This window comes from Streptomyces sp. NBC_01410 (assembly GCF_045040195.1).
Taxonomy (GTDB): Bacteria; Actinomycetota; Actinomycetes; order Streptomycetales; family Streptomycetaceae; genus Streptomyces.
The window spans coordinates 202,380-229,148 of record NZ_CP109530.1; the positions used below are offsets into that span (position 1 = coordinate 202,380).

Genomic DNA, 26,769 nt, shown 5'->3' on the forward strand with positions numbered 1-26,769 from the left:
CGGTCCCGGAGGAAGCAGTTCCAGGTAGTGAGCAAGAAGAGCAACACGAGCAAGCGGTACACGCCCGAGTTCAAGCGCGACGCGGTCGCCTTGGTGCACTCGTCGGGCAAGCTCAGGTCACGCATGAGGCGTACTGCCATGCTCCTGGGGCGGCCTCTAGTCCTTAAGAGCTGCTCGGGTTGGCTCTCCGGCTTGATTCTTTCCGGCATCGATTTTTCTACGTTGGTTCTTCAAGGCCGTCACGGAATCGCGCGGCCACCGTCCAGGGAGGCCGCAGTGTCCCGAACGCCGCAGGAGATCTTCGAGGGTTACCTCTACGCCGGTGCCATGACCCGGAATGCCGATGCCCTTGCCGAGAACTTCACCGCGGACGGCGTCTTCGAGGCGCCGCTCATGCCCGCCGGCGCCACCTTCCCCAGGAGGTTGGTGGGGCGCGAGGAGATCCGTAGCGCGATGGCGGCGTACTACGAGCAACAGGTGAAGGACGACCGCTCGCCGAGCCTTGAGAAGTCCGGATACGTGCTGCACACCACCTCCGATCCCGACGTGTTCATCGCCGAGATCGACACGGTCTTCGACGGGGACGGAGATGACGTGGCTGTCTCGCTGGTACAGATTTTTCGCATCCGCGACGGGAAGATCGCTCGACTGCGTGACTACTTCGCGCCCGAGGTGATGAGCTGAGGACGTCCGAGCAGTTCCCGCCGCAAGGATGCGCTGACCATTCGGCCGCTCCTTGGCCGGCGGCGACCCGTTCCCGGGCTGCCGCCATCAACGGGCTCAGGGCGGAGCAAGCTCTCCCAGGAGATCAGGTGTGAGCACAACGGAGCGGTCGCACTCGGACCGGCAGGATGAGTCTTGTTGCGTTGACCACCGCTCTCTTCCATGTCCCCAGGAGCGCAGTCGTCTCCGCTACCGCATCGGCATCTTCGGAACTGGTTCCAACAAGAATGACGAGTGACCACTTGGTTCCAAGAATCTTGGCAAATCAGTTCCAACAACCGTGTCACGCATAACGAGAACAGCCAGGCCAACACGTCTCGCCGGTTCCAACTATCGCGTCACGGCTCAAGAGCCTAAGGGCTTGCAGGGAATCAAGGTGTTGCTTCCCGTGCTGGAGCTCGTTGATGTGGTATGCGCATCCCGGACGAGGTTCGTGACCGACTCACTGTGAAATTCGCGGTGTTGTTCCCGCATCTGGACGAGCGACAGCGGCGGCTGATGATGGCTGCCGAGGCCCGGGTGCTCGGTCACGGCGGTGTTCGGGCCGTCGCGCGGGCGGCCGCGGTCAGCGAGACGACGGTCCGCAAGGGCGTATTCGAGCTGGAGGCCGGTGAGGAGCCCCTGGGGCGGGTGCGGCGGCCGGGAGGAGGTCGCAAACGGGTCGCGGAACTCGATCCGGGGCTGCGGCGGGCCTTGCTGGCGCCGGTCGAGCCGGATGTGCGGGGGGATCCGATGTCGCCGCTGCGGTGGACGCTGAAGTCGACCCGCGCACTCGCGGGGGAACTGACCCGGGCCGGGCACCGGGTCAGTGCGGACGCGCCGTTTGTGCCGGGACTACGAGACGCTGACCGCGACCAGCGAGGCGATGATCCTGTTCTCGATGATCACGCGGATGAGCCGCCGGCTGGCCCGGCCACGAGCCGACGGCCGGCGCTGAACGCCCCCGACGCCTCCTGGAGCAACCATCCGCGCTCGCCCAGGCGTTCGCCTTCGACCGCACTCCCTCGACCTTCGCCGCCACCGACGCCTCGATCCCGAGGGCCGCCGCGATGTCCTTGGCCCGCACCGGCTCGTGGCCCGGCCGGTCCTGAAGCACGTTCAGGATCCGCTGGTTGTCCAGCGAGAGCACCGACACCGACAGCCCCTCCCTCCAGGGCGGCACGACCGCTCCCGGCACCGACGCGGACACCGGCACAGGAGAAAGCACTTCCTCGCCTTCGGCCTCCGCCGCGGCGGTGGTCTCCTCAGCAGACGCGGCCAGGGCGTCGACGAGCTCTTCACGCGCGATCACCCGCCGGTCCCACTCGATCTCGGCGGCCTCCAGCGCCGCGGCTATACGGGCCGCTTCCTCCCGCAGGGCCTCCACCCGCTCACGGGCAGCCGTTTCCCGCGCCTCCAGCAACCCCAGCATCGACGCCATCGCGCACCCCTCGACGATCAAGCAGAAACAGAACGTCGAGACCATCCCTCACCCCGACCGAAACCATGCCTGACCAGCAGGAACTCAACGATCACATCCGGTTCAACAACGGCTTCCGACGGCAGCACAGGCACAGGCCACCTTGGTGATCACGGAGCGTCGCAACTCTGTGATCACCAAGGCCCGTGCCTGTTCCTGCTACGGGGGATCCCCCAACGCACCTGTCGGCGCGGTTTCTCAGGCGGGAAACCGGTCCAGCACAGCTCGGCAGGCAGATGCCGCATGTCGTTGCAGACGAGGACGGAGGGCGGCCGGTTCGGGCGGGTATCGGATGACCGTCAGGGCGCCGTCCACAGGCCCAGGAAAACCTCACCGCCTGGGGCCCGGGAGGGAAACGGGGCCGTGGACTGCCTGGGCCTGCCGCTAACTCAACGATCAAGTTCGGTAGGACAACGGCTACCAGTTGTCCAGGGCGGTGCGTTGGGGGCCCGCGTGAAATGACGAGGGCTGGATCTCGGGTTTTGACCGGACCGAAGGCCGAAGCCGAGGAGATAGAGAATCAAGCTCAGATCTCGTTCGCGGCAACGCTGGAGTGCTGGTCCTTGACGCGGGCAATGCGGGCAGCAATCCTGCTGGCCGCATGACGGATGTCAGGATCAGGATCCCCAACGCTGACCCGGTGGGCGAGGTCTGACAGAGCGATGATTGCGTCGTCGTGGCGGCTGTCGCTCATTATCAGCGCACCCCATACCCGCTCGCGGATCTCGGTATCGGGGTGTTCGGCGACCAGTGCCATCGCGGGCAGTGCAAGGCGGATGTCCGCGCCGCTGGCGGCCCGTTCCTCGGTGACGGCCATGGCGGCACGTCGGACGTCGACGTCGGGGTCGAGGATGGCCACTGTCAGTGCGGGCTGGGCCACCCGCACGTCGTGGACATCGCGTGCCTGCTGGTGGAGCCGGGTGATGATCGCACGCCGGGGCTGCGGATCCGGTTCAGTCCACAACGGCCGGATGACAGCCCTCAGCCGGTCATCCGCCCGGTCCTGTGCTGCGGTACTCATATGGAGGTCAGCTCCGTTCGAGGAAAATCGTTGCCGATGTCTGTGCCGCGCGACGCGAGGGCCGCCAGGGCGGCGGCTGCTTCGCGGCTGGCAGCGAGCGACGCCCAGGAAGCGGCATCGGAGCCGGGTGTGTCGAAGGGATGCGCGGCCACTGCGGTCAGGCCCTCCACCAGGCAGCGTCCGTCCGCGCCCTGTGCCACGGCCAGCCGGGCGACCTCGGCGGCGGCGCGAGCACCGGGCCGGCCAGGGACGAGGAAGGCCGGCAGCCAGCGAGCCACCGAGGCCACCGACCTGCCGGCCTTCGCGATGTCACGCAGGCATTCCAGAGTCGTGTCGAGAGAGACCCGCCAGTCACCGCACAACAAGGTCCCCGCGATCGCCGGCACCGCTGCTGTTACGTCGGATCCGTTGCTGGCTGCGGCTGCCAACGCGCCCAAAGCGCTCCCCCGGCGTCGGCCGGCCAGGTGGTCGATCAGGATGCCAAGACCCTCGCGGGTTTGCACCCGAACGTGAGGTGCGAATCTGGGATGGAAGGCCGACTCGGATTCGAAACACCAGGCCGGGTCGAAGTCGTTGGCCACCAACCAATCCACCAAGGAAGGTGCGAGCTGCCCATACGAGGTGTCCATCACGCCCTCAACGGCGGCATAGACCAGCTCGCGTCGGCCGAGCACTGCTTCCAGCGCTGTGAAGTCGCCGCCGAGCCGTGCGCTGACCACGCCGAGACCGAACGCCGCCGCCTGCCGGGCCTGCCCACGGCGCTGGGACAACGCCTCCTGAAGTCCCGCCACGATGAATGCCGGATCGGCCACTGCGCCGACAGCCTGGCCCAAGGCCAGCGCGGCGTGCGTCCCGGCCGTGGCGTGCCACCAAAGGCCCTCCGATGGAAGACCGGATTTTTTGCGATGCTCGTCTGTCAGAGCGTCCAGTAGCGCCGGAACAGCCGCTTCGACGTTCGCGCCGGCAGCCGCGCATGCGGCCAAAGTCGCGATCGTCACGATGCGTACATCGGGTTCCGCGGAGGCGATGCAGGGATGGATCCCGTCGACGATTAGCTGGATGTTGCGCCCTCGTGGCCAGCGGCGCGTGCTCCCGGCGTAGATCGAACCCACCACCTGGAACAGTTCTCCCGTCCCCGTCCCCGCCGCCGACCGCACGGCCGCGGCGAATCCCGGCGAGTCCCCGCGCAGCCAGCAGCGATAGTAAAGGGGTTCGGTGTCGCTGACGCGATCAACCGCCCATCCATAACCCGCTTCCGCCGCCGCGTTGATCAATTCGCGCCACAGCTCAGGCTCGCCGTCGCTGAACGCCTGGAGAATCACACGGCAGGCGCCGGGGTCACTCACGGCGAGACCTCGGACCTCCCGCCGTACGCCCGCACGCACCTCCTCGACCACCGCCCGGCTCCGATGGCTGCACAACGCTCGCAGCGCCGGTGCCAGACGGGGTGCGGCCTGCGACAACAAGCGGAGCGCGTCCGCAACGGCCGCGCGGACATCGGCGACCTTGCGCGACCGCAGAGCCCCCTCGATGTCGGCAACCGTGTCGTCCAATACCCTCGGATCGACGTGAGCAGGCTCCACATCACCAATGCCGGCGGCTTCGGCGCTTCCTTCCGTGCGCGCTTGTGCCACCGCTGCGGTTGCCGCCTCCATCCACAACCTCTGGCGGCCCGCCGACTCACAGTCGGCCCCAAGACGCGACACCAGTGGCCCCATGGCCGGCTCCTGCCAAGCCTCCGACGCAGCCCACGCCACCGCCGCAGCAACCGTCAACGCTTCGCTGCCACCCACGTCACACCGTCGAAGAGCTTCCTCGACAGCGGAGAGCCTGTCGGCGCCCAACAAGCGCTCATACAGTTCCCACGCCGCCGACCAGCCGCGACCACCATCTCCATCTCCCGGATCACCAGACATGACCGGCAGCCTAACCACCCCCACTGACACGCCACCGCCCACCGGAAATCCCCGCAACCACAGTTGAGTATTGGCTGCTCCCCGGGACTATCACGAATCAGGTGTACATCACTCGGTTGATGTAAGAAGCCGTATCTCAACCGAACGTGATCCGTTGATTTCTGCTGGTCAGGCATGGTGTAGCTCGGAATGAGAGAGACATCCGGCGTCTTGTTTCCGCTCCGTGAGCGAGGGGTGCGCGATGGCGTCGGTGCTGGGAATGCTGGAGGAGCGGGAGACAGCGGCCCGTGTGCGGGTGGAAGGGCTACGGGAGGAAGTCGCCCGGTTGGCTGAGGTGTTGGAGGCCGCCGAGATCGAGCTGGACCGGCGGGTGATCGCGCGGGAAGAGCTGGTCGAGGCCCTGGCAGCCTCGGCTGCCGAGACCACCGCCGGGACCGAGGCCGAGGAGAAAGCGGTGCTGTCGCTCGCGCCGGTGCCGGGCTCGACGGTGCCGCCCTGGCGGGAAGGGCTGCCGGTGACGGTTCTGGCGCCGGACTATCAGCGCATTCTGGGCGTGCTGGAACGGCAGCGATCCACGGGGTCACGGACCGCTTCGGGCCAAGGAGATCGCGGTGGAGCTGGGCCTTGACGCGACGCCGGCGAAGGTCGAGGGGCTGCGGTCGAAAGCCCGGCGCCTGGCGGAGCGCGGGTGGCTCCTCCTGGAGGCGTCGGGGGCGTTCAGTGCCGTCCGGCGGACCGTGGCCGTCCCAGACGCCGGCTCATCCGCGTGACCATCGACCACCGGATCATCGCCTCGCTGGTGGCGGGCAGGGTCTCGTAGTCCCGGGCCAGACGGCGGGAGTTCATCAACCACGCGAACGTGCGCTCTGCCACCCACCGCCTCGGCAGCACCACGAACCCTGCCATGTCGTCGGTGCGCTTGACGATCTCCAAGGTCAGGGCGAGCTTGTCCCGGCACCAGCCGACAAGGCCGCCGGTGTAGCCGCCGTCGGCCCACACGAGGGTGATGTCGCGGTGCATACGGCGCAGCCGCATCAGCAGGCCCGCCGCGGCGTCCCGGTCGCCGATGTTCGCAGCCGTGACCGCGACGACCAGGAGCAGGCCGAGGGTGTCGGTCACAATGTGCCGCTTGCGGCCCGGCACCTTCTTCCCGCCGTCGTAGCCGCGTGAGGCGGCCGGCACCGTCGCGGCGGCCCGCACCGACTGCGCGTCGATGATCCCCGCTGTGGGCTCGGCCTCACGGCCCTCGCGCTCACGCACCCGTCCCGCGCAGCCGGTCGTGGAACTCGGCGATCAGCCCGTGCTCACGCCAGCGGCGGAAGAAGGCGTAGACCCGGCCCCAATCGGGGAAGTCCGCGGGCATCGCCCGCCACGAGATCCCGCCCGCGACCAGGTAGCGGATCGCGTCCAACAACTGCCGATGACAGTAGCCCTCGGGCCGTCCACCCCGCCCCTGGAACCAGGCAGGCACCGGCAGCAACGGCCGGACGGCCGCCCACTCCGCGTCCGTCATGTCCGACGGATACCGGCGCACCCGGTCCGGATGGTCGGCCGCGTTGCCGTACACATGCGCGAGGCAATCGCACGACACGGCGGGCGAGTTGAAGTCAACATGCTCGGGCACGTACAACAAAGACAACAGGGCCTCCGGGAACCACTCGGAATGGGATCGCACCCCCGAGCTACCAGGAGGCCCTGCTTCCACGCGCGGAAACCGCCGCAGTCACCCGATCGAGACTCCCGTTCGACCGACAGCCTTTGAGATCGGTACGGGCAACAACCACTTACGTGTCGGGATGCTGCGGCAGGGCGAGCCAGTCCGACCAGGAGATCTCACGGCCGAGGAAGCGCGGCTGCTCGAACGGCCAGTCGGCGGCGATCCACTGCGGCACCAGCGCGTCGAGGGCCTGCTCGACCTTGCTGCCCACCAGCTCGTCCACCACCCACCAGGAGATCTCGCCGTCCGCGCCGGCCCTCTCCGGCGGGTCGATGTAGACACAGCCGAGCAGAACTGTCTCCGCCGCGTCGAACAGCGCGTAGTTGAAGGACTGGTGCGCGGCGATCTCCTTCTCGTGCCGCAAAAGGTCGGCCTGGTCGGCCTCGTAGGTCATGGTGTCCGCGGGCCAGCCCCAGGCCGGGCCGAAAATGGTCCACAGCCGCTCGCGCGAACCCATCACAGCCGGATAGTCGAGCGGGGTGTCCACCTCCCGGATCGGCCGCAGGTGATGACCACCGCCCGGCAGCGGTACCAGGACGGGGTGGACGAAGTCATCGGGAAGCCAGCTCATGGCGCCCGACCGTAGCAGCGCGCGGCCGTCCGCTCCCCTGGATTTTCCCCGCATACCGCCAGGCTCTGCTCTCATGCCGGGCAAGGCCCGCGATCACCCGATCGAGACTCCCGTTCGATCGACAGACTCCATGATCGGTATGGCAACGGCTTCTAAAGGTTTCTGGTTGATCTGACTGGCCTACGATCGTTCGGCCGAGAGTCTGCCGTCGAAGGCGATGTCGAAGCCGTTCATCGCGTCCTTCCAGCGGTTGGACCAGCGTTGGCGTCCGCGGCCGGTGGGGTCCAGGGCGAGCGTGGTCAGGTAGAGACGTTTGAGGGCAGCGGTCGCGTTGGTGGTCGAGATGATCTTCCTGATCGGGGGCGATTTACCCCGTGATCTTCATCGACGCGATCCACGTGAAAATCAGGGACGGTGCCGTCGCGAACCGCCCCGTCTACGTCGCCCTCGCAGTCACCACCGAGGGCCGACGCGAGATCCTTGGGCTGTGGGCCGGCGACGGCGGAGAAGGAGCCAAGCACTGGCTGCACATCCTCACCGAGATCAAGAACCGCGGCGTTGGCGACGTCCTCATGCTCGTCTGCGACGGGCTGAAAGGACTTCCCGACCTTGTCGGTGATGGTCGAGATGGTCTGGCGGGAGACGTCGGTAGCCATAGACCTGGGCCAGGTGGGCCTGGACCTCGCCGGTCGTCAGGCCCTTCGCGGCGAGCGAGATCACCATCTCGTCGACGCCGGTCAGGCGCTTCTGCCTCTTTCGCACGATCTTCGGTTCGAAGGAGCCGTCGCGGTCGCGGGGAACGGCTATCTCCACCGGGCCGACCTCGGTCAACACGGTCTTGGAACGGGCGCCGTTGCGGGAATTGCCACCGTTCTTCCCGGCCGGATCGTGCCGGTCATAGCCGAGGTGGTCGGTGACCTCGCCCTCCAGAGCGGACTCCAGCAGCCGTTTCGTCAGCTGCTGCAACAGCCCTCCGTCGCCGGTCAGCTGCAGCCCCTCGGCTTTGGCCCGGACCACCAACTCCTCGATCAGCTCGTTGTCCACGGCCTTTGCCGACTGCGGCTCAGCCACCTCGACGGTCTCAGGTTCAGGCACGTTGTTACTGGTCATCGGCGCATCTTCCATGATCAGGAGTTACACCGTTCGTTTGGCCCTGTCTCACATTCGGTGGTGACGGAGGGTTGTGATGGGTCGTTGGCATGGCGTGCGTGATGTCAACGAGCTTGTAGATGTGGTGTTTTCGGGTCTGTCGCCGCTGGCCATCGAGGATGTGACCGACGAGGCCGAGCGGATTCTGGTGCGGGCACGGACGCCGGAGGAACCGGTGCCGTGTCCGGGTTGCGGGGCGCCGTCCGATCGTGTGCACGGCTTTCACCTGCGGACCGTGGCCGACGTACCGGTGGACGGGCGGCGGGTGGTGGTCCGTGTGCGGGTGCGGCGCCTGGTGTGTCCCACGCGCGGCTGCCGTCACACCTTCCGCGAGCAGGTGCCTGGCGTGCTGGAGCGATACCAGCGACGCACAGCCCGTCTGACCAGGCAAGTCAAGGCCGTGGTCAAAGAGTTAGCGGGCCGGGCGGGGGCACGTTTGCTTTCGATACCCGCGGTGGGCTTGTCGCGTCACACTGCCCTGCGCGCCCTGTTGCGCATCCCGTTGGCCGTCGGGCGGGTGCCTCGCGTGATAGGCGTCGACGATTTCGCTCTGCGCCGGCGGCACCGCTATGCCACCGTGGTGATCGACGCCGAGACCCATGAGCGGATCGACGTACTGCCCGACCGCACGGCCGACACCCTGGAATCGTGGCTGCGGACCCATCCGGGCGTCGAGATCGTGTGCCGCGACGGCTCGGCCACCTACGCCGAGGCCATCCGCCGCGCCCTGCCCAAGGCAACACAGGTCGCTGATCGATGGCATTTGTGGCACAACCTGTGCGAAGGCGCCCTGAGCGAGGTCAAGGCGCACAGCGGCTGCTGGGCCACCGTGCTGGACGCACCCCTGTACGACGGGCCCCGCGCCCAGACCACCCTGGAGCGCTGGCACCAGGTCCACGACCTCCTTGAGGCGGGCGTGGGCTTGCTCGAATGTGCCCGCTGCCTGCAACTGTCCCTGAACACCGTCAAGCGCTACGCCCGCGCCGACCGACCCGAGCGGATGCTCCGCGTCCCCAAGTACCGGGCCAGCCTTGTCGATCCCTACCGCGAGCACCTGTAAAAAGGCCGGGCCGAAGACCCCGCCGTCCCCGTCCTGCACCTCTTCGAAGAGATCAAAGCCCTCGGGTTCACGGGCTGCGTCAACCTGCTTCACAAGTACATCAACCAAGGCCGCGCGGACGCCGACCGCTGCCACATCTCCGCGCGCAGGCTCGCCCGGATGCTGCTCACCAGGCCCGACAACCTCACGTCAGAGCATCACGGCCTCCTCGCCTGGCTCACCGCCGCCTGCCCCGAGGTGACACAGCTGGCCGCCCACATCCGGACCTTCGCCCAGCTCCTGAAGCCACACCCAGGAAATGCCGACACGCTCGAGTTCTGGATCGCCCAGGTCCGCGCGGCCGATCTGCCGCACCTGCACGCCTTCACCCGAGGGCTGGAGCGAGACCGTGAGGCTGCGATCGCCGCTCTCACCCTCCCGCACAGCAACGGACCCACCGAGGGCGTCAACACCAAGACCAAGCTGATCGCGCGGCAGATGTACGGCCAGGCAGGCTTCCCGCTCCTCCGCCACCGCATCCTCCTCGGATAGCGTCACCCTCCGCCACCACCGAATGTGAGCCAGGGCCGAACGATTTACAGTCCCCTGCCGGGATGTTGCTGGGCACCACTGGTCGCTCACGGTCGCGCGGTTATGTACTCCCGCTGCGGTACTCACCGGGGGCGGTGGGGTGGCCGGTGCCAGTTCCATTCCCAGTTTTGCCAGTTGCCGGTGATGGTGGTGGGGTCGGTGGCGGTGTGGGTGTCGGTGTCGCCGCCTCCGGTGACGGTGGCGGTGTTGGTGACCTGAGAGGGGGCGTTGCGGGCGACGCGGACCCTCATGGTGATGGGCGGGTAGCTGCTCCCGGCGGCCAGGACGTCACTGCGCGTGCAGGTGAGGGGGAGCCGGGTGCATTCCCATCCGGGGGCGGTGACCCTGTTGAGGTTGAGTGCTGCCGGGAGGGTGTCCTGGAAGGTGACCGTGGTGCCATCGGTCGGGGCGGTCCCGTTGTTGCCGACAGTGATGGTGTAGGTGCCCTGCTGGCCTCGGACGAAGTTCCCGGTGTGGCTCTTGGTGATGGTCAAGGAAGGCGTCGGCGGCGTCGGCGTGAACGAGCCGATCGCCACAGCGAACGGACCGCTGCCGACGGTGACGGTGGCGGTGACCGTGTTGGTGGCGGTATCGATCACCGACACTGTGTCCGCGTTTGTGTTGGCGACGTAGGCCTGCAGGCCGTCCGGGGTAACTGCGACAGCCTGCGGCGAGGTGCCAACGCCGAGGAGAACGGTGTCGGTGACCGTGTTGGTGGCCGTATCGATCACCGACACGTCTTTCGCGCCCACGTTGGCGACGTAGGCGTGCGCTCCGTCCGGGGTGACCGCCACAGCGAACGGCTGGGAGCCGACGAAGACGGTGGCGGTGACCGTGTTGGTAGCGGTATCGATCACCGACACAGTGTTCGCGCTCCCGTTGGTGACGTAGGCGTGCTGGCCGTCCGGGTTGACCGCCACAGCGACCGGACTGCTGCCGACGTTGACGGTGGCGGTGACCGTGTTGCTGGCGGTATCGATCACCGACACAGTGCCCGAGCCCCGGTTGGTGACGTAGGCGTGCGCCCCGTCCGGAGTGACGGCTGCACCGACCGGCTGAGTGCCTACGGGGATGGTCGCGGTGACCGTGTTGGTGGCCGCATCGATCACCGACACAGTGTTCGAAGTGGCGTTGGTGACGTAGGCGTTCTAATCCGGGGCGGCCCAGGCCGGGGAAGGGGTGACGACCGGCAAGGCCAGTCCCGCCAGGATGGCCAGCCCCGCCATCAAGGCCCGTACCCATACCATCGACCACGGCCGAAGGCCGCTCCGCTCGGGCTCTGTACGCCGATTCAACCGGGTCCGTTTGCTCTCGCGCCTGTCCACCAGCACCTCCGTCTCACGAGAGAAGCGGCCTCCGCCGACCGCCCTCAAGGCGTCGGCAACAAGCCGCGGATCACCCAGTGTGATCGTGCGTCACTTTAGGTTCTATTCCTGGATTCTGGCGTTATGACACGTTTCGTCTCCGCTGCCTTCGCTGGCACCGGGAGCTGACGCCCAGAGTTCCGCCGGCGGGCGGTTCGGGTGAGTGCCGGGGTGTGGGGGAGGAAGGCGCGGGTTTCGGCGGCCGCTCGGCCGTCTCCCGGGAAACGGCTGTCCGGGCTCGGTGGGTCGGGCTGTCCGGACGGCCCCCGAAACCCATGTCCGCGATTCGCGTACAACTGTCGGGCCGCACGGAAGATTTCAGTGGGCGGGGCTGTGACCTGGGCACTGAATCTTCCTTGCGGCGGCTCGTGGCGGCTCGGGCGCACCCGAGCTTGAGTTCCGATGGTCGCGGTGTCTGCCGGCCCTTGGCGTGGGAGCGCTGGGTCACCGTTTGACGCGGTTACGGACGGCCAAGACCGCCAGGCCCAGAAGGACGGGCTCGGTCACGCGGGAGGTCATCTCGATGTAGGTGCCGACGGTGGTCAGGTCCTGGCCGGAGGAGCGGAACACCACCGAGTTGAGGGTGACGTTCAGGGCCTTCTCGAAGCGCTCGCCGGTGAACCTTTCCCCCGTGGGATTCTGGGGATCAGCCTTGTCGATCTCGAAAGTGACCTTGCCACCGCCGGGCGGCACAGTGCCGGTCGCCTGCTGCTTCGGGGAGTCCCGGGGGAGCCCGAAGCCCATCAGCAACACGATGGTGACGAGCATGGCGGCAGCGAGCCAGCCCAGGGCTCGGGAGGCGCGCAGGCCATAGCCAGACAGCACCCAATAGCCGTGCAGCAGACCGCGTTCGGCGCTGGTGGTGCCGGTACGGTCGTGGCGGCGCATCTCCATCTCGCCGTAGTAGAAATCCGCCGCCCCCGGCTCGTTCTTGCCGTCCTCGAACGCCTTACGCAGCGCCCGGTACACCGGCGCCAGCTGCGCCGGCCCGACATGTCCGGCGCCGAACACCGCCACGTTCCAGCCCCCGACTGCTGTCGGTTGGCTCGCGCGCCAGTGGTGTTCTTCGGCGAGGGTGCGGCGCTGGGTGAACCGTATGGGGCGCCAGCGCCGCCAGTGCGTGCGGGGTGGGACCTTGTCGAAGGAGCAGGTGCCCTCCAGCCGTAACTGGTCCAGATGCACGGTCCCGGTGAACAGGCACCCCGACAGGTCGACGTCGGCGAGGACCAGATGGGCCGCATCCACCCCACGTAGCGAGGCCATCCGCACCGTGGCGTCGGGCGCGCCGGCAAGAGCCTGTTCTGCCACCGGCCGTCCGTCGGGCAGCACGAAGGGGTCGGTCTCAGCGGCGATCGTGAGGGGGTATTCGAAGACCGCGTGAGCGAAGTCCACCGTGGCATAGCGCAGATGCGTCGCCGACTCGAACCCGGCGTCGCTCTGGAAGGTCGCCGAGTCGAACCAGGCGGCACCCTTGAAGGTCGCCGACTCGAACCCGGCGATGCCCTGGAAGGTCGCCGACTCGAACCAGGCGGCACCCTCGATAGTCGCCGACTCGAACCCGGCGATGCCCTGGAAGGTCGCCGACTCGAACCTGGCGGAGCCCTCGATCGACGCCGACTCGAACCGGGCGTCGCCCTCGAAGGTCGCCGAGTCGAACCAGGCGGAGCCCTCGATGGGCCGCCACCCGTACCTCGTGGTGCCCCTGAAGGTCGCCGACTCGAACCAGGCAATGCTCTTGAAGGTCGCCGACCCGAACCTGCCGGCGCCCTCGAAGGTCACCGAATTGAACCCAGCGATGTCCTTGAAGGTCGCCGAGTCGAACCTGGCCTCGCCCTGGAACGTCGCCGACCCGAACCCGGCGTCGCCCTTGAAAGTCGCTGACTCGAACCTGGCGTCGCCTTCGAAGGTCGCGGGACTGAACCCGGCGGTGCCCTCGAAGGTCGCCGACACGAACCAGGCAATGCTCTTGAAGGTCGCCGACCCAAACTCGGCGTCGCCCTCGAAGGTCGCCCGCCGGAACCCGGCGCGGCCCTCGAAGGTCGCCGACACGAACCAGGCGCGGCCCTGGAAGGTCGCCGACCCGAACCGGGCGACACCGAAGCGGGGGTGTCCGGTGGCGGGGTCGCGGAGCGCGCCGAGGAGGGCTGCGAGGAGAGGTTGGGAGAAGAGGGTGCCGCGGTGGTCGATATCGGTGCCGGGGGTCAGGCCGGCCAGGTAGGCGTCGCGGTCGGCGTCGGCCAGGTGGGCGAGGCACGCGGTGTGGCCGGGGACGTGGATGCCACGGCAGCCGACCGGGTCCTCCGGGGTGGTGCCGTGGCCACAGTGAGGCCAATCAGGCGGAGTCAGGGACGGTTCGGGGCTCGGGTGTGGCATGCCCAAAGGACGATCGAGCACGGTCGGATGGTTGCCAGCCTTCCCTCCGAGGCCGCAGTACTGAAGTCTTCGCTGCGGCACTGAAGGCCTACTGAAAGGAATCGTGCGCTCCTGAAATCCTCCCTGCGGTCCGACAACAACTGCCCTGTGGGGGTGGTCGCGTCGGATATCCGCTCGATATCCGAGGCGAAGGGCTGTCCATCAATCGATCGGTTCTTGGACACAGGGCCCTGACCATCAACACGCCGGGCCGGATGCGACTTCCGTTGTTCAACAAGGGTGTTCAATAACTCAGGTCGTCCAACAACACGTCAGGACCCTTTTCTGTACGGTGCTGAGCATGACGACGACACCTTCAGAGTGGGCGGAAGCTGACAGCCCGCCGGGGGCCTCCCCCGCCAGCTCGTCCGGTGCCCGGGTCGGGTACGCACGCGTGTCCACGAAGGGACAGCTGCTGGATCGGCAGATCGCAGCTCTCACTGAGGCTGGCTGCGCGCGGGTCTTCGCCGACAAGAAGTCCGGAAAAATGCGGAACGCGAGGAGCTGTGGAAGTGCCTCGACTACCTGCGACCCGGCGACACCCTCGTGGTGCCCTCTCTCGACCGACTCGGCCGCTCGATCCAGGACCTGATCGCCATCGTGTCCGGCCTGCGCAAGCGGGACATCGGCTTCCAGTCGCTCCACGAGGCCCTCGACACCACCACCCCCGGTGGGAGGTTGGTGTTCCACGTGTTCGCGGCCCTGGCGGAGTTCATCCGCGAACTCATCGTGCAGGGAACCCACGAGGGCCTGGAGGCTGCTCGCGCTCGCGGGGAACGCATCGGGCGGCCCCCGGCGATGACCGCCGAGCAGATCCGGCATGCCCGAGCTCTGCTCACGCAGCCCGACAACACGGTGACTTCGATCGCGAAACTGCTTGGGGTCTCCCGTACGACCCTCTACAAGTACGTGCCCGAGCTGGTGGCGGGTCGGGACTCTCTCGCTGCGAACGAGTCGCGTCCGGCGCTGCCCGGGCCTCGCTGACGGAACAGGCTCGTGCCAGGTGACCTCTGCCCACGCTGTATGTGGCCAGCATCACACTCAACTCGGCCAGATTTTTTGTCAGTCCGCCCGCCGCCCGGGGCCGGGAGGTGAACGTAGACACGCACAGAAGGAGCGCAGCACGTTGACCACCCCTCCCCTCCCTCCAGTCAATGACTTGATTAGCGGCGAGGCCGACCACTTGGCGAGGCTCAGCAAGATCATGCACCTCACCAAGCATCTGGAACCCACGACCCGCCTCCAACCGCTTGAGCCGTTCACATGGGTGCTCAAGAAGACCGAAGCCGGTTTGGACTTGGTCGCAACGCCACCCAACTTCTGGAAGACGCAGGAAGCGATGGCAGTGACAATTGTGCCGCCAGTCGTCGAGGAAGGGGCCTCCGACCTTGTGCACGCTCTGCTAGTCCAGCACCTGGTGCCCACCGCGACCGACGCCTCAGCGATCGCGGGGATCGTAGATAGCCTTGCTGCGAAGACACTCGTGGTCCCGCGCAGCGAGCGGTGGCGCGAAGCAGTGTCCACTGCACTGCTGGGCGACTGGAGCGCCTCCCTGTGGACGGACAACCATCTGCCGTCGACGGCCGTCGGCACGTTGAAGGCAGAGGCCCGTTTGGTACACCGGCAGCTGGTCCCGGTGTGGCGGCGCCGAACCCGGCATGGACGGGTGCTGTCCTTGGACGCCGCTCTCGGTAACGGGTTGTCGCTGTACGACTTGGTCGCCACTGACGTCGACCTGCTCGCACGAACGGCGGGCGGGGTGTTCGAGGACGAACGGCTCAACGCAGTGCTGCGCGGCCTGGATCCGGCCGAGCGGCTGGTCGTCTTCGCGTACGCGGAAGGCGAGGGTTCAACCTGGACGGAGGCCGCGGCAGCCACCGGCGCCACCGACCCGGCGGCATTCGGTAAACGAGTTCTGCGCAAGGCCAAACGCCAAGCAGATGAGCAGTGCCGTCGCGCCAAACAGCGGCGCGGCGACATCGAGGTTCCTTCCAGCATCTGCTCTATCCGTACTGCCAGGGGCTGCCGCTGATGAACGGCCTCGACACCCGGACTGCCCTGCTGCTGGTCGTCGGCGGCATCGGCACGTACATCGCGTTCCTGCACCCCACTATTGGCGTCGCGCTGCTCGTGGGAGTGGCCGTCATGACGGCGGTGCACACGCTCATGAAGTGACAGGAGGCTCCGGCGTCACTGTTACCGGCATAACTGTGACACCGAGCGGACCCTATCGTGCCCTCGTCGGCCGATGCTGAGGGCACGTCAGCCCGTGGACTCCTGATATCGGCTGCTTATTCGGAGTCCACGGACTGGCAGGGATGGCTCCGGAAAAGGCGCCTCCTCTGCCAGCGCGCCTGCGAAGCGAAGACAACGCCGACGGGCAACCCGCGATCAAGGTCCGACGTCCTCCAGGGCGCCGGACCTTGATCGCGGATATGGGGGACACCGTGGAATCTCCAGCAGCCCAGACAGAACGGCGCCGGACTCCGGGCAGCGCCGACACCTGGCCGGCCGTGCTCCTGCTGCCGGCCGTCCTGCTGCTGAGGTACCTCGGCGAGCACGCCTGGGCATACTGGACCGCAGCGGTCATCGGCGTCCTGGGGTTGATCGGCGCCGCCGTCGAGATCACCGGGGCCGTCGGACACCTGGTGAACGGACGCCGGCCGTGGATCGCGGCCTGGGTCCTGTTCGTGCTGGCGTCAGCGGTGCTGGTCCTGGTTCTCAGGCTGGCCGAGCAGTGGTGACGCTCCGGGCCGCATTGACGGGACATGGTTCTGGCTCCTGGCTCCCAGACGGCGAGCGGGAGATCAACCGCATGGGGCGGCGGGATGATGCGCGTGTTGTGGCCGATGCGGACCAGGTCGACGGCCAGACGCACGCGGTAGTCGGCCGCGCTGTCGGCCTTGAGCTGCTCGTCCAGGCGGCGGCCCACCGCATCAGCGGCCGGGTCTCGCTGGCCTGCGGCCCGTACGGCCAGGGGTGTTGGAGTCTCCAGGCCGGGTCGGTGTCCTCGGGGCGGGCGGCGGCGATGATCGCCTCCACTCCCCCGCCGGGCACCAGCCGGGTGGTGTAGAGCAGCGCGTACGCGCCGAAGCCGGCGCCGCCGCCGGTGCGGGAGAGGGTCACCCGTCCCGTACCGGCGAGCGGCTGGCCGCCTTTCGCACCAGCGGGTAAGGCGGCCATCGGACTACCCGGCCTGACGCTGGGCGGGAACGGTGGCCGTGGTGTTCCGCCGCTTCCACGCGTCGATGACGTTCTTCGGCAGGACCCCGCCATCGCCGACCTTCATGCCCTGTCCCTTGGCCCAGGCTCGAATCTCGGCCATCGGCATCTGAGGCTTGCCGTTCTTGGCCCGGTGCAGCTTCGTCCGGGCCGTGGGCAACTTCTTCTGCAGAGCAGCGACCTCGGCCTCGGCGGCGGCGATCCGTCCGGCGTTGGCCTGCAGGTCAAGGAGTTCGGTGAGTCCGTCACGGGTGCGCTTGGCCAGGTTCCTCACTCGCGCGGTGTGGCTGTTCTCGCCCCAGGCCAGGGCGGCCAGGGCGCGCGCCAGCTGCGGGTCGATGTCCGAGATCGGGGAGGCTCCGGCCTTGGTGTGGGCCTTGGTCAGTCCCTCGGTCTCGGCGATGGCGGCGATCTCGCCCACGGACACGTCGGGCAGTTCGGCCTGGATGCTGGCGGCGCTGCAGCCGCGCTTGAGGCGGTCAACGATGGTGGCGCGGTCTGCGACGTTCACTTCGGCTCCTTCGGGGTGGTGGTGAATTCGCGGCGCAGTTTGGAGCGCCGGTTGGCGGTGGTGGCGGCCCAGATGGCGTCGCCGGCGTCGGTCGGGTGGTCGATGGCCCAGGCCAGGCGGGCCTCGTGGTTCGGGCAGCGCAGGCAGGCCAGTTGGGCGGCGGCTCGGTCGTTCGTGTCGTCGCTGGTCAACCAGGCGGGGTCGGTGTCCGGGGCCTGGCAGGGCTCGGCGCCGGTGAACTGCGGGAACGGGGCGAGGCGGGCGCTCACGACGTCGCTCCGCTCGGGCGGACGACGTACATGTCGCCGTTGCGGTCGGCGTGGGTGTGGGCGTCGCCGCCGAGTTGGACGGCGCGCTGGTCGGCGATGAGGGTGTTGTCGTGCCTGCTGGCGGAGACGGTCTCCAGCACGTCGGCCGGGCGGCCGCTCCTCGTCTCCCGATCCATCGCGGGCGTCGTGTACCCGCTCTGTGTGACAGTCCGGCTACCGCACCCCATGGACCAGGCGCTACGGCTGGTCCCGCCCACCATCGGCACCCATCACCCGGACGGCCCCGATGCCACCATCGTCGAAATCGGCGGCAACGACGCCGACCAACTCGCCAACTACTGCCTCGCCCTGGGCACCACGCTACGGGTCCTGTCACCGGACCGGGTACGGGAGGCGCTGCTGCGCCGTACCCGAGACCTGTTCGAGGACAACGGAGGCGGTCAGCCCCGATAGGGGGCGTTGCGCCGGGTACGAGGTCTCAGCCGCAACTGGTGTCAGAGGGTTACTCGCCTTCGGACGAAGGTGATCAGTGTGCGCTCAGGACCGGTCCGGGCGGTGGGGCCGCAAGACGACCCTGGTGATGCGCGCCCTCGCGCAGGCAGCGTCCGAACCCTTGAACCTTTCCCGGATCGACCTCACTTGGTACGCAACATGAGGGCGAGGCGCGTGTTGTTGCCGTAGATGCCCGTCTCGTCCCCGCGAACGCCGTACCACTGCTGGAATCTGGCCACGGCCGCTCGGACCTCCGTGTCGTAGCGACCATCGATCGCGCCGCCGTCGTACACGTTGGGGACCTGGAGCAGACGGACCTGCAGCTCGTATACCCCATGGCCGCTGTCGCCATGGCGCAGCACGCCCGTGCCCGGGATCTCGGGGAGCCTGGGAGCGGGTTTGTCGGGCGCGGGCGGCCGGTCCAGTTGTTCGGACGGCGCGGACGGGACCGCCGGTCCGGGGTTGTCGATGCCCAGCAGCGAAGATGCGAGGATCAGTCCGCTCACGGCGCCCAGTCCGAAGACTCCTACGACACGAGTGTCCCGTCGGTCGGCGAAGCGCCGCCATCCTCGGCATCTGTTCTTCGCGTGCGCCCGGACGGGGGGTGATGGCAGCGGCGACTTGGAGGACGGGGCAAGGAGTTGGTCCGAGGGCGGAGCCGGGCGCCCGGGGGTAGCCGATGGGTTGGTGTACGGGTGCGGGCCGGCCCGGCCGCGCGCGCCCTCCTGCGGAGGAGGATGGGTCAGCGGCGGTGCGACGTACGTCCGACGTGCGCCACTCGCCATCGGCGGCCTTCCCACCGGGGGTGGCGTTCCCAACGGCGGGGGCGGAACAGGCTCCAGATGCGTGGCGCGCAACCACAGGGGCTCCACCACGACATCCTCCGGAGCGTCGGCCTGCCGTACGCCACCGGTCCTCAGCGGCTCCACTGCATACGGCTCGACGGTGTGCGGAGGATCCAGATCCCGGCACAATGGCCCAGGCCCCACAGGCTGTGTCCGTCGGGGTAGGGGCGGAGCCGGGGGCAAGGACACAGACGGGGGCGGATGACTGACGCCCGCGTCCCCGGTCGGTTCGCTGGATTGTTGCCAGGACGGCGTGGCGTCGGGCCGGCCCTGCTGCTCGTCAATCGCGTAGAGATCGGCGCGTGCTGCCTCCAAGGCGTCCAGCACGACCTGGAAGGAGTCCCGGATCTCTTGCGCGAGATCGGGACCTGAACTGTGAGCTCGCTGAGGTTCGGTGTCGCTGAATCCCACCGGCGGTCCTCCTCAACCAACGTCCATGGAATGTCTTGCCGCGGAGAAACAGCGATGTCCTTCATGGGTGACTACGCACCAAATGGTCAGATGACGGTCGCAGGGGTGGGTCTGTGACGGAGAGGCGGGCGGTACGGGCGGGCGGTACGGGTCGGGCTTTCGCTGCTTCGTTGTGAGGCGATACGCAGCCCGTGCGGCCTTGTCTCAACCTGCCTTCCGGGATGTGGCCCACATCTCGTCGATTCCTCCGGTGCCCTCAGGGGCGGGTGGCTCGTCACACCCGACGAGCAGGAGGGCGTTCCTCGGCGATGCTGCGCCACAAGCGGCTGACGAAGACCGCGAGTCCGGTATCACGCATCAGGTCGGTGAGGTGGAGGAGCTGCTCTTCGCCATAGGTGGCGGCGATAGCCGTCAGGAGGGTGTCGGCGAGTCTCTGGCGGCCAAGGGGCGGTCTCTGGGGCTCGTGCGTCTTCAGCAGAGCGACGATTTCTGGCGGGGCGGTGTCAGGTCATGTCTTCGAAGCGCGGCCGGGCCCGGCTGGTATCGACGGTGCCCTGGCTGACGGTTGTCAGTGCCACTCCGTATTCCCAGACCTGCGGGAGGGGCACGTGCCGGTGAAAAGCGACCTGCCAGTCCACGCCGCATGCGCCAGGTGCTGTACAGCCCGGCGACTGCCCCGATAATCACGGAGAAGCTGGCGTTCCCGACCACGCGATACACCCGGCGCACACGGCCAGCAAGGCCACCAGAACCACCACGTCGAGTATTTGATGCCGCGTCGGCTCAGGCGGCAGAGCTGGTTCCGGGGAGGCGGAGGGCAGTTCGGGATCGGGCAGGCGCGGGCGGTCCGTGGCGCATACCGTGCGCCCGTACTGGAGGTTGTGCGGTCTCCGGTTCGGTCGGGATATGCAGGAAGGCGGGGCTGTCACCTTGAGACCACCTTCTCCGGGCTATCGTCCGGTGGAGTCGGGCTGGCCGAGGAGGCCGCTCAGGGGTACGTCGGGGTCGGCGAGCCTGCTGGGGTCCACCGGGTGCCCGGAGGCCACGAGGTCGCGGATCGGCTCGGTGACATCCCAGACGTTGACGTTCATGCCGGCCAGCACCCGGGAGTCGGCGAGCCAGAAGGCCATGAATTCGCGGGACTCGGTCCGGCCGCGGAAGACCACCCGGTCGTAGCCGCCGGGTTCGACGTAGCCGGAGTACTCCATGCCCAGGTCGTACTGGTCGGTGAAGAAGTACGGAATGCGGTCGTAGGTCACGTCCTGGCCGAGCATGGCCTTGGCCGCGGTCTGGGGCTGGTTGAGGGCGTTGGCCCAGTGTTCGACGCGGATGTGTTTGCCGAGCAGCGGGTGGAAGGCGTTGGCGACGTCTCCCGCGGCGTAGATGTCGGGGTCGGAGGACCGCAGTTGGGCGTCGACGCGGATGCCGTTGTCGATCTCGAGGCCGGCTGCCTCGGCAAGCCCGCTGTTGGGGGTGATGCCGATGCCGACGATGACGGCGTCGGCTTCGATGCGGCTGCCGTCGTTCAGCAGCACGCCACTCGCTCGGCCGCCGGCGCTGGTGATCTCGGCGACCTGGACACCGAAGCGCAGGTCGACCCCGTGATCGGTGTGCAGGTCGGCGAAGATCTGGGCGACCTCGCGGCCGAGCACGCGCAGCAGCGGGAGTTCCGCCGCCTGCAGCACTGTGACCTCGACACCGGCCGCGCGGGCGGCGGCCGCGGTCTCCAGCCCGATCCATCCGGCGCCGATCACCGCAACGCGGGATGCGGACGTGAAGGATTCCTTGATGCGGTCGCTGTCCGCGAGCCGTCGCAGATAAAGCACCCCGTCGAGGTCGGCTCCGGGCACCGGCAGGCGGCGCGGTGAGGAGCCGGTCGTCAGCAGCAGCTTCGCGTAACCGACCCGGCTGCCGTCAGCGAGCGTCACCTCATGTCCGGCCGGGTCGATGCCGGTGGCTGCGGAGCCGAGGCGCAGGTCGATGTCGTGCTCGGCGTACCACTGGGGAGGATGGACGTAGACCTTGTCGCGCTCGTCCTTGCCCAGCAGGTAGCCCTTGGACAGCGGCGGCCGTTCGTAGGGGCGCTGGTTCTCCTCTCCGAGCAGCACGATGGGGCCGTCGAAGCCCTCTTTCCGGAGGGTTTGTGCTGCTTTCGCACCGGCCAGGCCAGCTCCGACGATCACGAATCCTGTGTTCGCTGCCATGTCCTCTCCTCGGTTGCGTTGGCTGTGCCCGCAGAGCGATGGCGGTCCGCTGCGAGTTGGTCCGCGCCTGCAGCCCTGGAGCCAATCGTCGTCGATGGCGCTGCGCCGCGGGTGGTTGCGGTGTTCGCCGGTGTGTCTGCCGATCGGTGGTCGCAGGAGGCTGCTTTGCCGGGACGATCCGGTCGGCGACGGGCTGCATCAGGCGGCGGCGCGCTTGGTGTGCAGTTCGGTTTCCAGTTGCTCCAAGAGCTCGTTGCCGGAGGCCGTGAACGTGCCGATGCCCTCGTCCTCCAGCACACGCACCACGTCGTCATAGGACACTCCGACAGCCTCCAGGTCATCCAGCACCTGCTGGGCTGCCGCATACGTGCCATGGATGGTGTCGCCCTCGTTGCGGCCGTGGTCCGCGACCGCGCGCAGGGTCTGTTCCGGCATGGTGTTGACCACCCCGGGAGCCACCAGTTCGTCGACGTAGCGGGTGTCGTGGTAGGCGGGGTCCTTCACCCCGGTGGATGCCCACAGCGGGCGTTGCGGGCGCATCCCGGCCGCCGCCAGGGCCCTCCATTGGTCTGATGCGCACGCCTCCTCAAAGTGCTGGTAGGCCAGGCGGGCGTTGGCGATTGCTGCCCGGCCGCGCAGGTCTCGTGCCTCCGGCGTGCCGATCTTGTCCAGTCGGCTGTCGACCTCGGTGTCCACCCGGCTGACGAAGAAGGAGGCCACCGACGCGATGGACGTCAGGTCGTGGCCCGCCGCATGCGCCCTGCCCATGCCGTCCAGGAAGGCGCGGAGCACCTGGTCGTAGCGGTCCAGAGAGAAGATCAGGGTCACGTTGATACTGATGCCCTCGGCAAGCGCCGTGCTGATCGCCTCGGTGCCCTTCTGCGTGGCGGGAATCTTCACGAACATGTTCGGGCGGTCCACCAGCCACCACAGGGCCCGCGCCTCGGCGACCGTCGCCGCAGAGTCGTGGGCGACGCGCGGATCCACCTCGAGCGACACTCGCCCGTCGACACCGTCACTGGCCTCGTACACCGGGCGCAGTACGTCGCAGGCCCAGCGCACGTCGAACGCCGTCAGCAGCCTGACGGCTTCCTCGACCCGAACCCCGCGCCGGGCGAGATCCTGTACCTGCTCGTCGTAGCGGGCACCCGAACGGATCGCCTTGGCGAAGATCGTCGGGTTGCTGGTGATGCCGACCACCCGCTGTTCCCGCACCAGGTCGGTCAGCTGGCCACCCGCGAGCCGCTCCCGGCTCAGATCGTCCAGCCAGACCGCTACGCCTTGGGCGGCCAGCCGGTCCAGGTTCTCACTCATGATCTTCCTCCCTCGCTTCGCTTCACCGATATCTCCTGCGAACCGGGTGTAGACCTCGATCACGCAAGGAGGTCGGCGACGGCGCAGTGACTCGATGTCGGGCGGGTGTGAACCGCATTCCGGAATTGCCGAGCCCGCCCCGGCAACGCGTGCGGGTGAGCCGATGGAGTGCCCACCCGCCTTCACCTTCCGTGACTGCTGCCTGCCGTCAGTGAGACTTCCGCTTGCCGTGGTAGCGCTGCGCGAGCCGGGCGAGGGCGACCGCGCCGAGCAGAAGGCCGAAGTCGCGCAGCGCGATGTCGTAGTGCCCTGGGACGGTCAGCAGGTTGACGATGATCCCGGCGAGCCATCCAGCCACCAGCCAGCCGCCGAAGCGCGGAGCGAGCGCGACGGCAAGGCCCGCGACGATCTCGATCACTCCGACGGCGTACATGGCTGCCTGAGCGCTGCCAGGAACGACGTCGTTGATCCACGGCGCGAGGTAGGTGGGCCAGTCCACGAGCAGGTTGGCGAATTTGTCCAGCCCGAACAGGATCGGCGCCACGGTGAACCCGGTGCGCAGGATGACGAACGCCTGGTAGCCGGGATCAGTGAGCCATGCCCGCCGGACGGCGGATGTAGTGGTTGTGGTTGCGGACGACATGACGCCCCTCCTTCTATCGACAACTTTTACTAACGATAGAAGCGCGTATACCTTCTTTAGTCAATGGCTATTGGTTTTACACTGGTGTTCGTGGACCACTCGAAGGAAGCACCCCGCCCCGACGTCTCCGCCGTCGCCGCGCTCGGCGAGCCGACCCGCAGGAGGCTTTACGACCACGTCGTGCGCCAGCCGAGACCGGTCAGCCGCGACGAAGCCGCCGAGGCCCTCGGCCTAGCCCGACAGACCGCGGCCTTCCACCTGGACCGGCTGGCTGACGAATCACTGCTCGACGTCGTCTACGAACGGCGCAGCGGACGCACCGGCCCGGGAGCGGGCCGGCCCGCCAAGCTCTACAAGCGCTCCAGCAAGCAGGTCACCGTCAGCCTGCCCGAGCGGCACTACGAGCTGGCCGGACGGCTCCTCGCCCAGGCGCTGGAGGTATCCGAGGCCACCGGTGAACCGGTCCGTTCAGTCCTGCACCGAAAGGCCCACGAGCTAGGCACACAGCTCGCCGGACCGGACCAGGCAGATGTGTTCGCCGTGCTGGAAGAGAACGGCTTCGAACCCCGCTGCGACGGTGACGCCATCGTCCTTGGCAACTGCCCGTTCCACGCGCTCGCCCGCGAACACACCCAGACGGTGTGCGGCATGAACCTCCACCTGCTTCGCGGCGTGCTGGAAGGGCTCGCCGAAAGCGGCCTCCATGCGTGCCTGGCGCCCAGCCCCGGTCACTGCTGTGTCCGTCTGGAGCCGGCTTCCTCACCGCCCACCAGCGTGCGCCCGTCCTGAGGCGTTCCCGCCCGGCAGTTCGACATCCCCGAGGAGTACGTCATGGACATCACCGCACCGGTCACGGCCTCGGCTGGCATGCCCACCCCCTTCGCCGGCATCCCCGGCCCCCGGACGGCGGTGCAGACCGGGCCTCGCGTAAGCCATTAGAACTCGCTCTGCAGCTGAAATGCGTTGCGTCCGCATCCTTGTCCGGGGCGGGCGGTGTGGACGAAGGGCAGGTTCGCGCGGGCGCCTGAGTGGAATTCGACGCCGACGCCCGGGTGCATGGCCGGGGCGGGACGGTCGCGGTAGCCGTAGGCGCGGGCCCTGCTGCCGTCAGCCAGGCCTTCACCCCGGTGATCCACTCCTGGCGGGCGTAGGCACGGACCGCGTCTCGCTCGGCGTCGGTAGTCGCACGCCGGATGCGTGACGAAGACATCGGGGCGGTTCTCGTCGTGGATGACGAGAGGTTGCGCGGTCTGGTCACCGACCGGGACCTGGTGATGCGCGTCCTGGCCGAACGCCGCAACGTCGACGAGGCGACCGTTTCGCAGGCGTGCAGCGACGACCTGGTCGCCGTCTCCCCCGACGACGACATCGACCCCGCCGTGCAGTTGATGAGAGAGCAGGCAGTGCGCCGGCTACCGGTCATCGAGAACGAGCGCCCGGTGGGCACCATCTCCCTCGGCGACCTGGCCATCGAGCGCGACCCCAGCTCCGCGCTGGGCGACATCAGCTCGGCCGAACCCAACCAATGAAACGCCTCGGAAGCCTGCAGGGGACCAGCATGCAACCCTGGGCAGGCCGGCCGTCAGCCTGGCTGCGACATGCCGACAGCTCGCCCCGAGCGACGGCGACGACCGGTGACGGCCGACTGCGCCATCTCCGAGCTCACGGGCGCTCTCCCGCGCACAGGGTCCGATGGCGAGGCGGTGACCGGGCTGTCCCCCCGTCATGTGCGGCTTTTGGCGCATCGTCTGCCAGCCGGACGCACCGGTCGCTCGTGGGGGCGCTGGTGCCAGGGCCTGGGGGTCAGGCAGGGCGGATGTTCTCTGCCTGCGGCCCCTTCTGGCCCTGGGTGACATCGAACTCGACCTTCTGGCCCTCCTGCAGCTCGCGGAAGCCCTGGGCAGCGATGTTGGAGTAGTGGGCGAACACGTCGGGCCCGCCACCCTCCTGCTCGATGAAGCCGAAGCCCTTCTCGCTGTTGAACCACTTCACAGTGCCCTTGGCCATGACTGTCTCCTTCAAGGGAAGCCGGGCCGCCCGCAGGTCCGGGTAGGTGATCGCCCTGGTCCGGAGAGGCGCTGAACAGAACAGCAAGAACGCCCATGATCGTGATCACGGGCGAACAGGACTTCGGAACCACGACTGCTTCATTTCGACGCTACACCGCCCGCCTTGCCGCCGCTAGCACGAAGATCCGCACCCACACTACGCATCAGAAGTGGTAGGCCGACAGATGCCGCTGGCCGCCCAGCGCGCTGGCTATCCGCCGATCTGCCTGCCGGGCCAGCGCCTACCGCGCGAGCGGTGCGAGGACATCGGCGAGGTGTCGGTGTGTCGCCCGTGGGGATCGCAGGATCCTGGGGAACCTTGCTCTCCAGAAGAGCCCCACCCCGGACAACGCGCCGGACAAGGAAGGAAGCACCAATGCGCTACGAGGAGTTTTTGGCAGCTGTCCGCGATCGTGGGGAGTACGTCGGCAGGGACGAAGCCGAGCAGGTCACGGTGGCGGTTCTGGAGGTGCTCGCCTCCCGGATCAACGCCGGGGAGGTCAAGGATCTCGCCTCCCAATTGCCTACCCCACTCAGCGAGGTGCTCCAGGAAACTGCGACGGGAGAAGCTGAGTCGTACGGGGTGGAGGAATTCGGCCGCCGCGTGGCGGAACGGACCGGTGCCCGCCCGAGGACCGCCGTGTGGGACGCGAGCGCCGTGCTGTCCACACTCGCCGACGCAGTCTCCGGAGGAGAGCTCAACCAGATCCTCACCCAGCTGCCCTCCGGATACGCAGCCCTGTTCGGCAAACCGGAACTGAGCGACTAAGGATCCCGGCCGTTCAACCTGGACAGTCTTGCCGACCCCCACGCAACATCCCCCGCCACTGCCCGACGTCCAAAACCGA

At 68.0% G+C, this 26,769-nt stretch carries 23 protein-coding genes and 7 pseudogenes; 14 read left to right on the forward strand and 16 right to left on the reverse strand.

Annotated elements, in window-relative coordinates; all coding sequences use genetic code 11:
* Positions 1-276 precede the first annotated feature (276 nt).
* Together OG741_RS00845 and OG741_RS00850 are read left to right on the forward strand one after the other, a co-directional pair.
* A complete protein-coding gene (locus OG741_RS00845) occupies positions 277-684 on the forward strand; it encodes a nuclear transport factor 2 family protein (RefSeq protein WP_267003010.1) in 408 nt (135 codons plus the stop codon).
* A 450-nt stretch (positions 685-1,134) separates the two neighbouring features.
* A pseudogene (locus OG741_RS00850) lies at positions 1,135-1,539 on the forward strand (ISAzo13-like element transposase-related protein); the annotation flags it as partial.
* Here OG741_RS00850 and OG741_RS00855 read toward each other — a convergent pair.
* From OG741_RS00855 to OG741_RS00865, 3 genes are all read right to left on the reverse strand, one after another.
* A complete protein-coding gene (locus OG741_RS00855; protein WP_405605998.1) occupies positions 1,529-2,188 on the reverse strand; it encodes a hypothetical protein in 660 nt (219 codons plus the stop codon). The pseudogene OG741_RS00850 and the gene OG741_RS00855 overlap by 11 nt on opposite strands.
* A gap of 520 nt (positions 2,189-2,708) precedes the next feature.
* Positions 2,709-3,203, reverse strand: coding sequence for a hypothetical protein (locus OG741_RS00860; protein ID WP_405594061.1), 495 nt, complete (start codon positions 3,201-3,203; stop codon positions 2,709-2,711).
* A complete protein-coding gene (locus OG741_RS00865; RefSeq protein WP_405594062.1) occupies positions 3,200-5,119 on the reverse strand; it encodes a hypothetical protein in 1,920 nt (639 codons plus the stop codon). The genes OG741_RS00860 and OG741_RS00865 overlap by 4 nt, the downstream gene beginning before the upstream one ends.
* Positions 5,120-5,360: 241 nt before the next feature.
* Here OG741_RS00865 and OG741_RS00870 point away from each other — a divergent pair, with 241 nt between their 5' ends.
* Entirely contained in the window at positions 5,361-5,747 is a 387-nt protein-coding gene (locus OG741_RS00870) for a hypothetical protein (protein ID WP_405594064.1), read from the forward strand.
* Between the two features lie 89 nt (positions 5,748-5,836).
* Here OG741_RS00870 and OG741_RS00875 read toward each other — a convergent pair.
* Positions 5,837-6,632, reverse strand: a protein-coding gene (locus OG741_RS00875; protein WP_405605329.1) for an IS5 family transposase whose coding sequence is annotated in 2 segments (ribosomal slippage) — positions 5,837-6,388 and positions 6,390-6,632 — 795 coding nt in all. Because the reading frame shifts where the segments join, the coding sequence is not laid out codon by codon here.
* Between the two features lie 271 nt (positions 6,633-6,903).
* Positions 6,904-7,407 (reverse strand): N-acetyltransferase, encoded by a 504-nt coding sequence (locus tag OG741_RS00880; protein ID WP_283461651.1) that lies wholly within the window; start codon positions 7,405-7,407, stop codon positions 6,904-6,906.
* A gap of 365 nt (positions 7,408-7,772) precedes the next feature.
* Here OG741_RS00880 and OG741_RS00885 point away from each other — a divergent pair.
* A pseudogene (locus tag OG741_RS00885) lies at positions 7,773-8,021 on the forward strand (transposase); the annotation flags it as partial.
* Here the strand turns inward: OG741_RS00885 and OG741_RS00890 are convergent.
* Positions 8,013-8,517, reverse strand: a pseudogene (locus tag OG741_RS00890) (transposase); the annotation flags it as partial. The pseudogenes OG741_RS00885 and OG741_RS00890 sit on opposite strands and share 9 nt — an antisense overlap.
* A 76-nt stretch (positions 8,518-8,593) precedes the next feature.
* Here OG741_RS00890 and OG741_RS00895 point away from each other — a divergent pair.
* Positions 8,594-10,147, forward strand: a pseudogene (locus tag OG741_RS00895) (ISL3 family transposase).
* A 122-nt stretch (positions 10,148-10,269) separates the two neighbouring features.
* Here the strand turns inward: OG741_RS00895 and OG741_RS00900 are convergent.
* Together OG741_RS00900 and OG741_RS00905 are read right to left on the reverse strand one after the other, a co-directional pair.
* Positions 10,270-11,316 (reverse strand): annotated as a pseudogene (locus OG741_RS00900) (beta-propeller fold lactonase family protein); the annotation flags it as partial.
* Between the two features lie 678 nt (positions 11,317-11,994).
* Entirely contained in the window at positions 11,995-13,923 is a 1,929-nt protein-coding gene (locus OG741_RS00905; RefSeq protein WP_405594066.1) for a pentapeptide repeat-containing protein, read from the reverse strand.
* Positions 13,924-14,263: 340 nt separating this feature from the next.
* Between OG741_RS00905 and OG741_RS00910 the strand changes: the two are divergent.
* The 5 genes and pseudogenes from OG741_RS00910 to OG741_RS00930 all read left to right on the forward strand — a co-directional run bounded on the left by OG741_RS00910 (position 14,264) and on the right by OG741_RS00930 (position 17,035).
* Positions 14,264-14,946 (forward strand): annotated as a pseudogene (locus OG741_RS00910) (recombinase family protein).
* Between the two features lie 142 nt (positions 14,947-15,088).
* On the forward strand, positions 15,089-15,994 hold the full coding sequence (locus OG741_RS00915) for a hypothetical protein (protein WP_405594069.1): 906 nt from the start codon (positions 15,089-15,091) through the stop codon (positions 15,992-15,994).
* Positions 15,994-16,137, forward strand: a complete 144-nt coding sequence (locus OG741_RS00920; RefSeq protein ID WP_405594071.1) for a hypothetical protein — start codon at positions 15,994-15,996, stop codon at positions 16,135-16,137. Before OG741_RS00915 ends, OG741_RS00920 begins: the two co-directional genes overlap by 1 nt.
* 272 nt (positions 16,138-16,409) lie before the next feature.
* Complete coding sequence (locus tag OG741_RS00925) at positions 16,410-16,706, forward strand: hypothetical protein (protein WP_405594073.1); 297 nt, start codon at positions 16,410-16,412, stop codon at positions 16,704-16,706.
* A 98-nt stretch (positions 16,707-16,804) separates the two neighbouring features.
* Positions 16,805-17,035 (forward strand): hypothetical protein, encoded by a 231-nt coding sequence (locus tag OG741_RS00930; protein ID WP_405594075.1) that lies wholly within the window; start codon positions 16,805-16,807, stop codon positions 17,033-17,035.
* Positions 17,036-17,149: 114 nt separating this feature from the next.
* On the opposite strand, the gene OG741_RS00935 is transcribed toward OG741_RS00930, so the two are convergent.
* From OG741_RS00935 to OG741_RS00945, 3 genes are read right to left on the reverse strand one after another with little or no spacing between them, the layout of a single operon-like run.
* Positions 17,150-17,695 carry a hypothetical protein gene (locus OG741_RS00935; RefSeq protein WP_405594077.1) on the reverse strand — a complete coding sequence of 182 codons (546 nt, stop codon included), beginning with the start codon at positions 17,693-17,695 and terminating at the stop codon, positions 17,150-17,152.
* The gene (locus tag OG741_RS00940; protein WP_405594079.1) at positions 17,692-17,964 is read right to left on the reverse strand and encodes a WhiB family transcriptional regulator; all 273 of its coding nucleotides are present in this window, start codon (positions 17,962-17,964) and stop codon (positions 17,692-17,694) included. The genes OG741_RS00935 and OG741_RS00940 overlap by 4 nt, the downstream gene beginning before the upstream one ends.
* Entirely contained in the window at positions 17,961-18,140 is a 180-nt protein-coding gene (locus OG741_RS00945; RefSeq protein ID WP_405606000.1) for a hypothetical protein, read from the reverse strand. The genes OG741_RS00940 and OG741_RS00945 overlap by 4 nt, the downstream gene beginning before the upstream one ends.
* On the opposite strand from OG741_RS00945, the gene OG741_RS00950 reads away from it, so the two are divergent.
* Positions 18,061-18,417 carry a WYL domain-containing protein gene (locus OG741_RS00950; protein ID WP_405594082.1) on the forward strand — a complete coding sequence of 119 codons (357 nt, stop codon included), beginning with the start codon at positions 18,061-18,063 and terminating at the stop codon, positions 18,415-18,417. The two genes, OG741_RS00945 and OG741_RS00950, sit on opposite strands and share 80 nt — an antisense overlap.
* 182 nt (positions 18,418-18,599) lie before the next feature.
* Here OG741_RS00950 and OG741_RS00955 read toward each other — a convergent pair whose 3' ends face one another.
* From OG741_RS00955 to OG741_RS00970, 4 genes are all read right to left on the reverse strand, one after another.
* Entirely contained in the window at positions 18,600-18,962 is a 363-nt protein-coding gene (locus OG741_RS00955) for a peptidoglycan-binding protein (protein WP_405594085.1), read from the reverse strand.
* Positions 18,963-20,662: 1,700 nt separating this feature from the next.
* Complete coding sequence (locus OG741_RS00960; RefSeq protein ID WP_405594088.1) at positions 20,663-21,916, reverse strand: NAD(P)/FAD-dependent oxidoreductase; 1,254 nt, start codon at positions 21,914-21,916, stop codon at positions 20,663-20,665.
* Between the two features lie 198 nt (positions 21,917-22,114).
* Positions 22,115-23,230 (reverse strand): transaldolase, encoded by a 1,116-nt coding sequence (gene tal / locus OG741_RS00965; RefSeq protein WP_405594090.1) that lies wholly within the window; start codon positions 23,228-23,230, stop codon positions 22,115-22,117.
* Between the two features lie 208 nt (positions 23,231-23,438).
* Complete coding sequence (locus OG741_RS00970; protein WP_405594092.1) at positions 23,439-23,873, reverse strand: hypothetical protein; 435 nt, start codon at positions 23,871-23,873, stop codon at positions 23,439-23,441.
* Positions 23,874-23,957: 84 nt separating this feature from the next.
* On the opposite strand from OG741_RS00970, the gene OG741_RS00975 reads away from it, so the two are divergent.
* Together OG741_RS00975 and OG741_RS00980 are read left to right on the forward strand one after the other, a co-directional pair.
* Positions 23,958-24,662, forward strand: a complete 705-nt coding sequence (locus OG741_RS00975; RefSeq protein WP_405605331.1) for a helix-turn-helix transcriptional regulator — start codon at positions 23,958-23,960, stop codon at positions 24,660-24,662.
* 380 nt (positions 24,663-25,042) lie between these two features.
* Positions 25,043-25,402, forward strand: a pseudogene (locus OG741_RS00980) (CBS domain-containing protein); the annotation flags it as partial.
* 274 nt (positions 25,403-25,676) lie between these two features.
* Here the strand turns inward: OG741_RS00980 and OG741_RS00985 are convergent.
* Positions 25,677-25,880, reverse strand: coding sequence for a cold-shock protein (locus OG741_RS00985; RefSeq protein WP_007379522.1), 204 nt, complete (start codon positions 25,878-25,880; stop codon positions 25,677-25,679).
* Between the two features lie 417 nt (positions 25,881-26,297).
* Between OG741_RS00985 and OG741_RS00990 the strand changes: the two genes are divergently transcribed.
* The gene (locus tag OG741_RS00990) at positions 26,298-26,690 is read left to right on the forward strand and encodes a DUF2267 domain-containing protein (protein WP_405594094.1); all 393 of its coding nucleotides are present in this window, start codon (positions 26,298-26,300) and stop codon (positions 26,688-26,690) included.
* Positions 26,691-26,769: the final 79 nt, after the last annotated feature.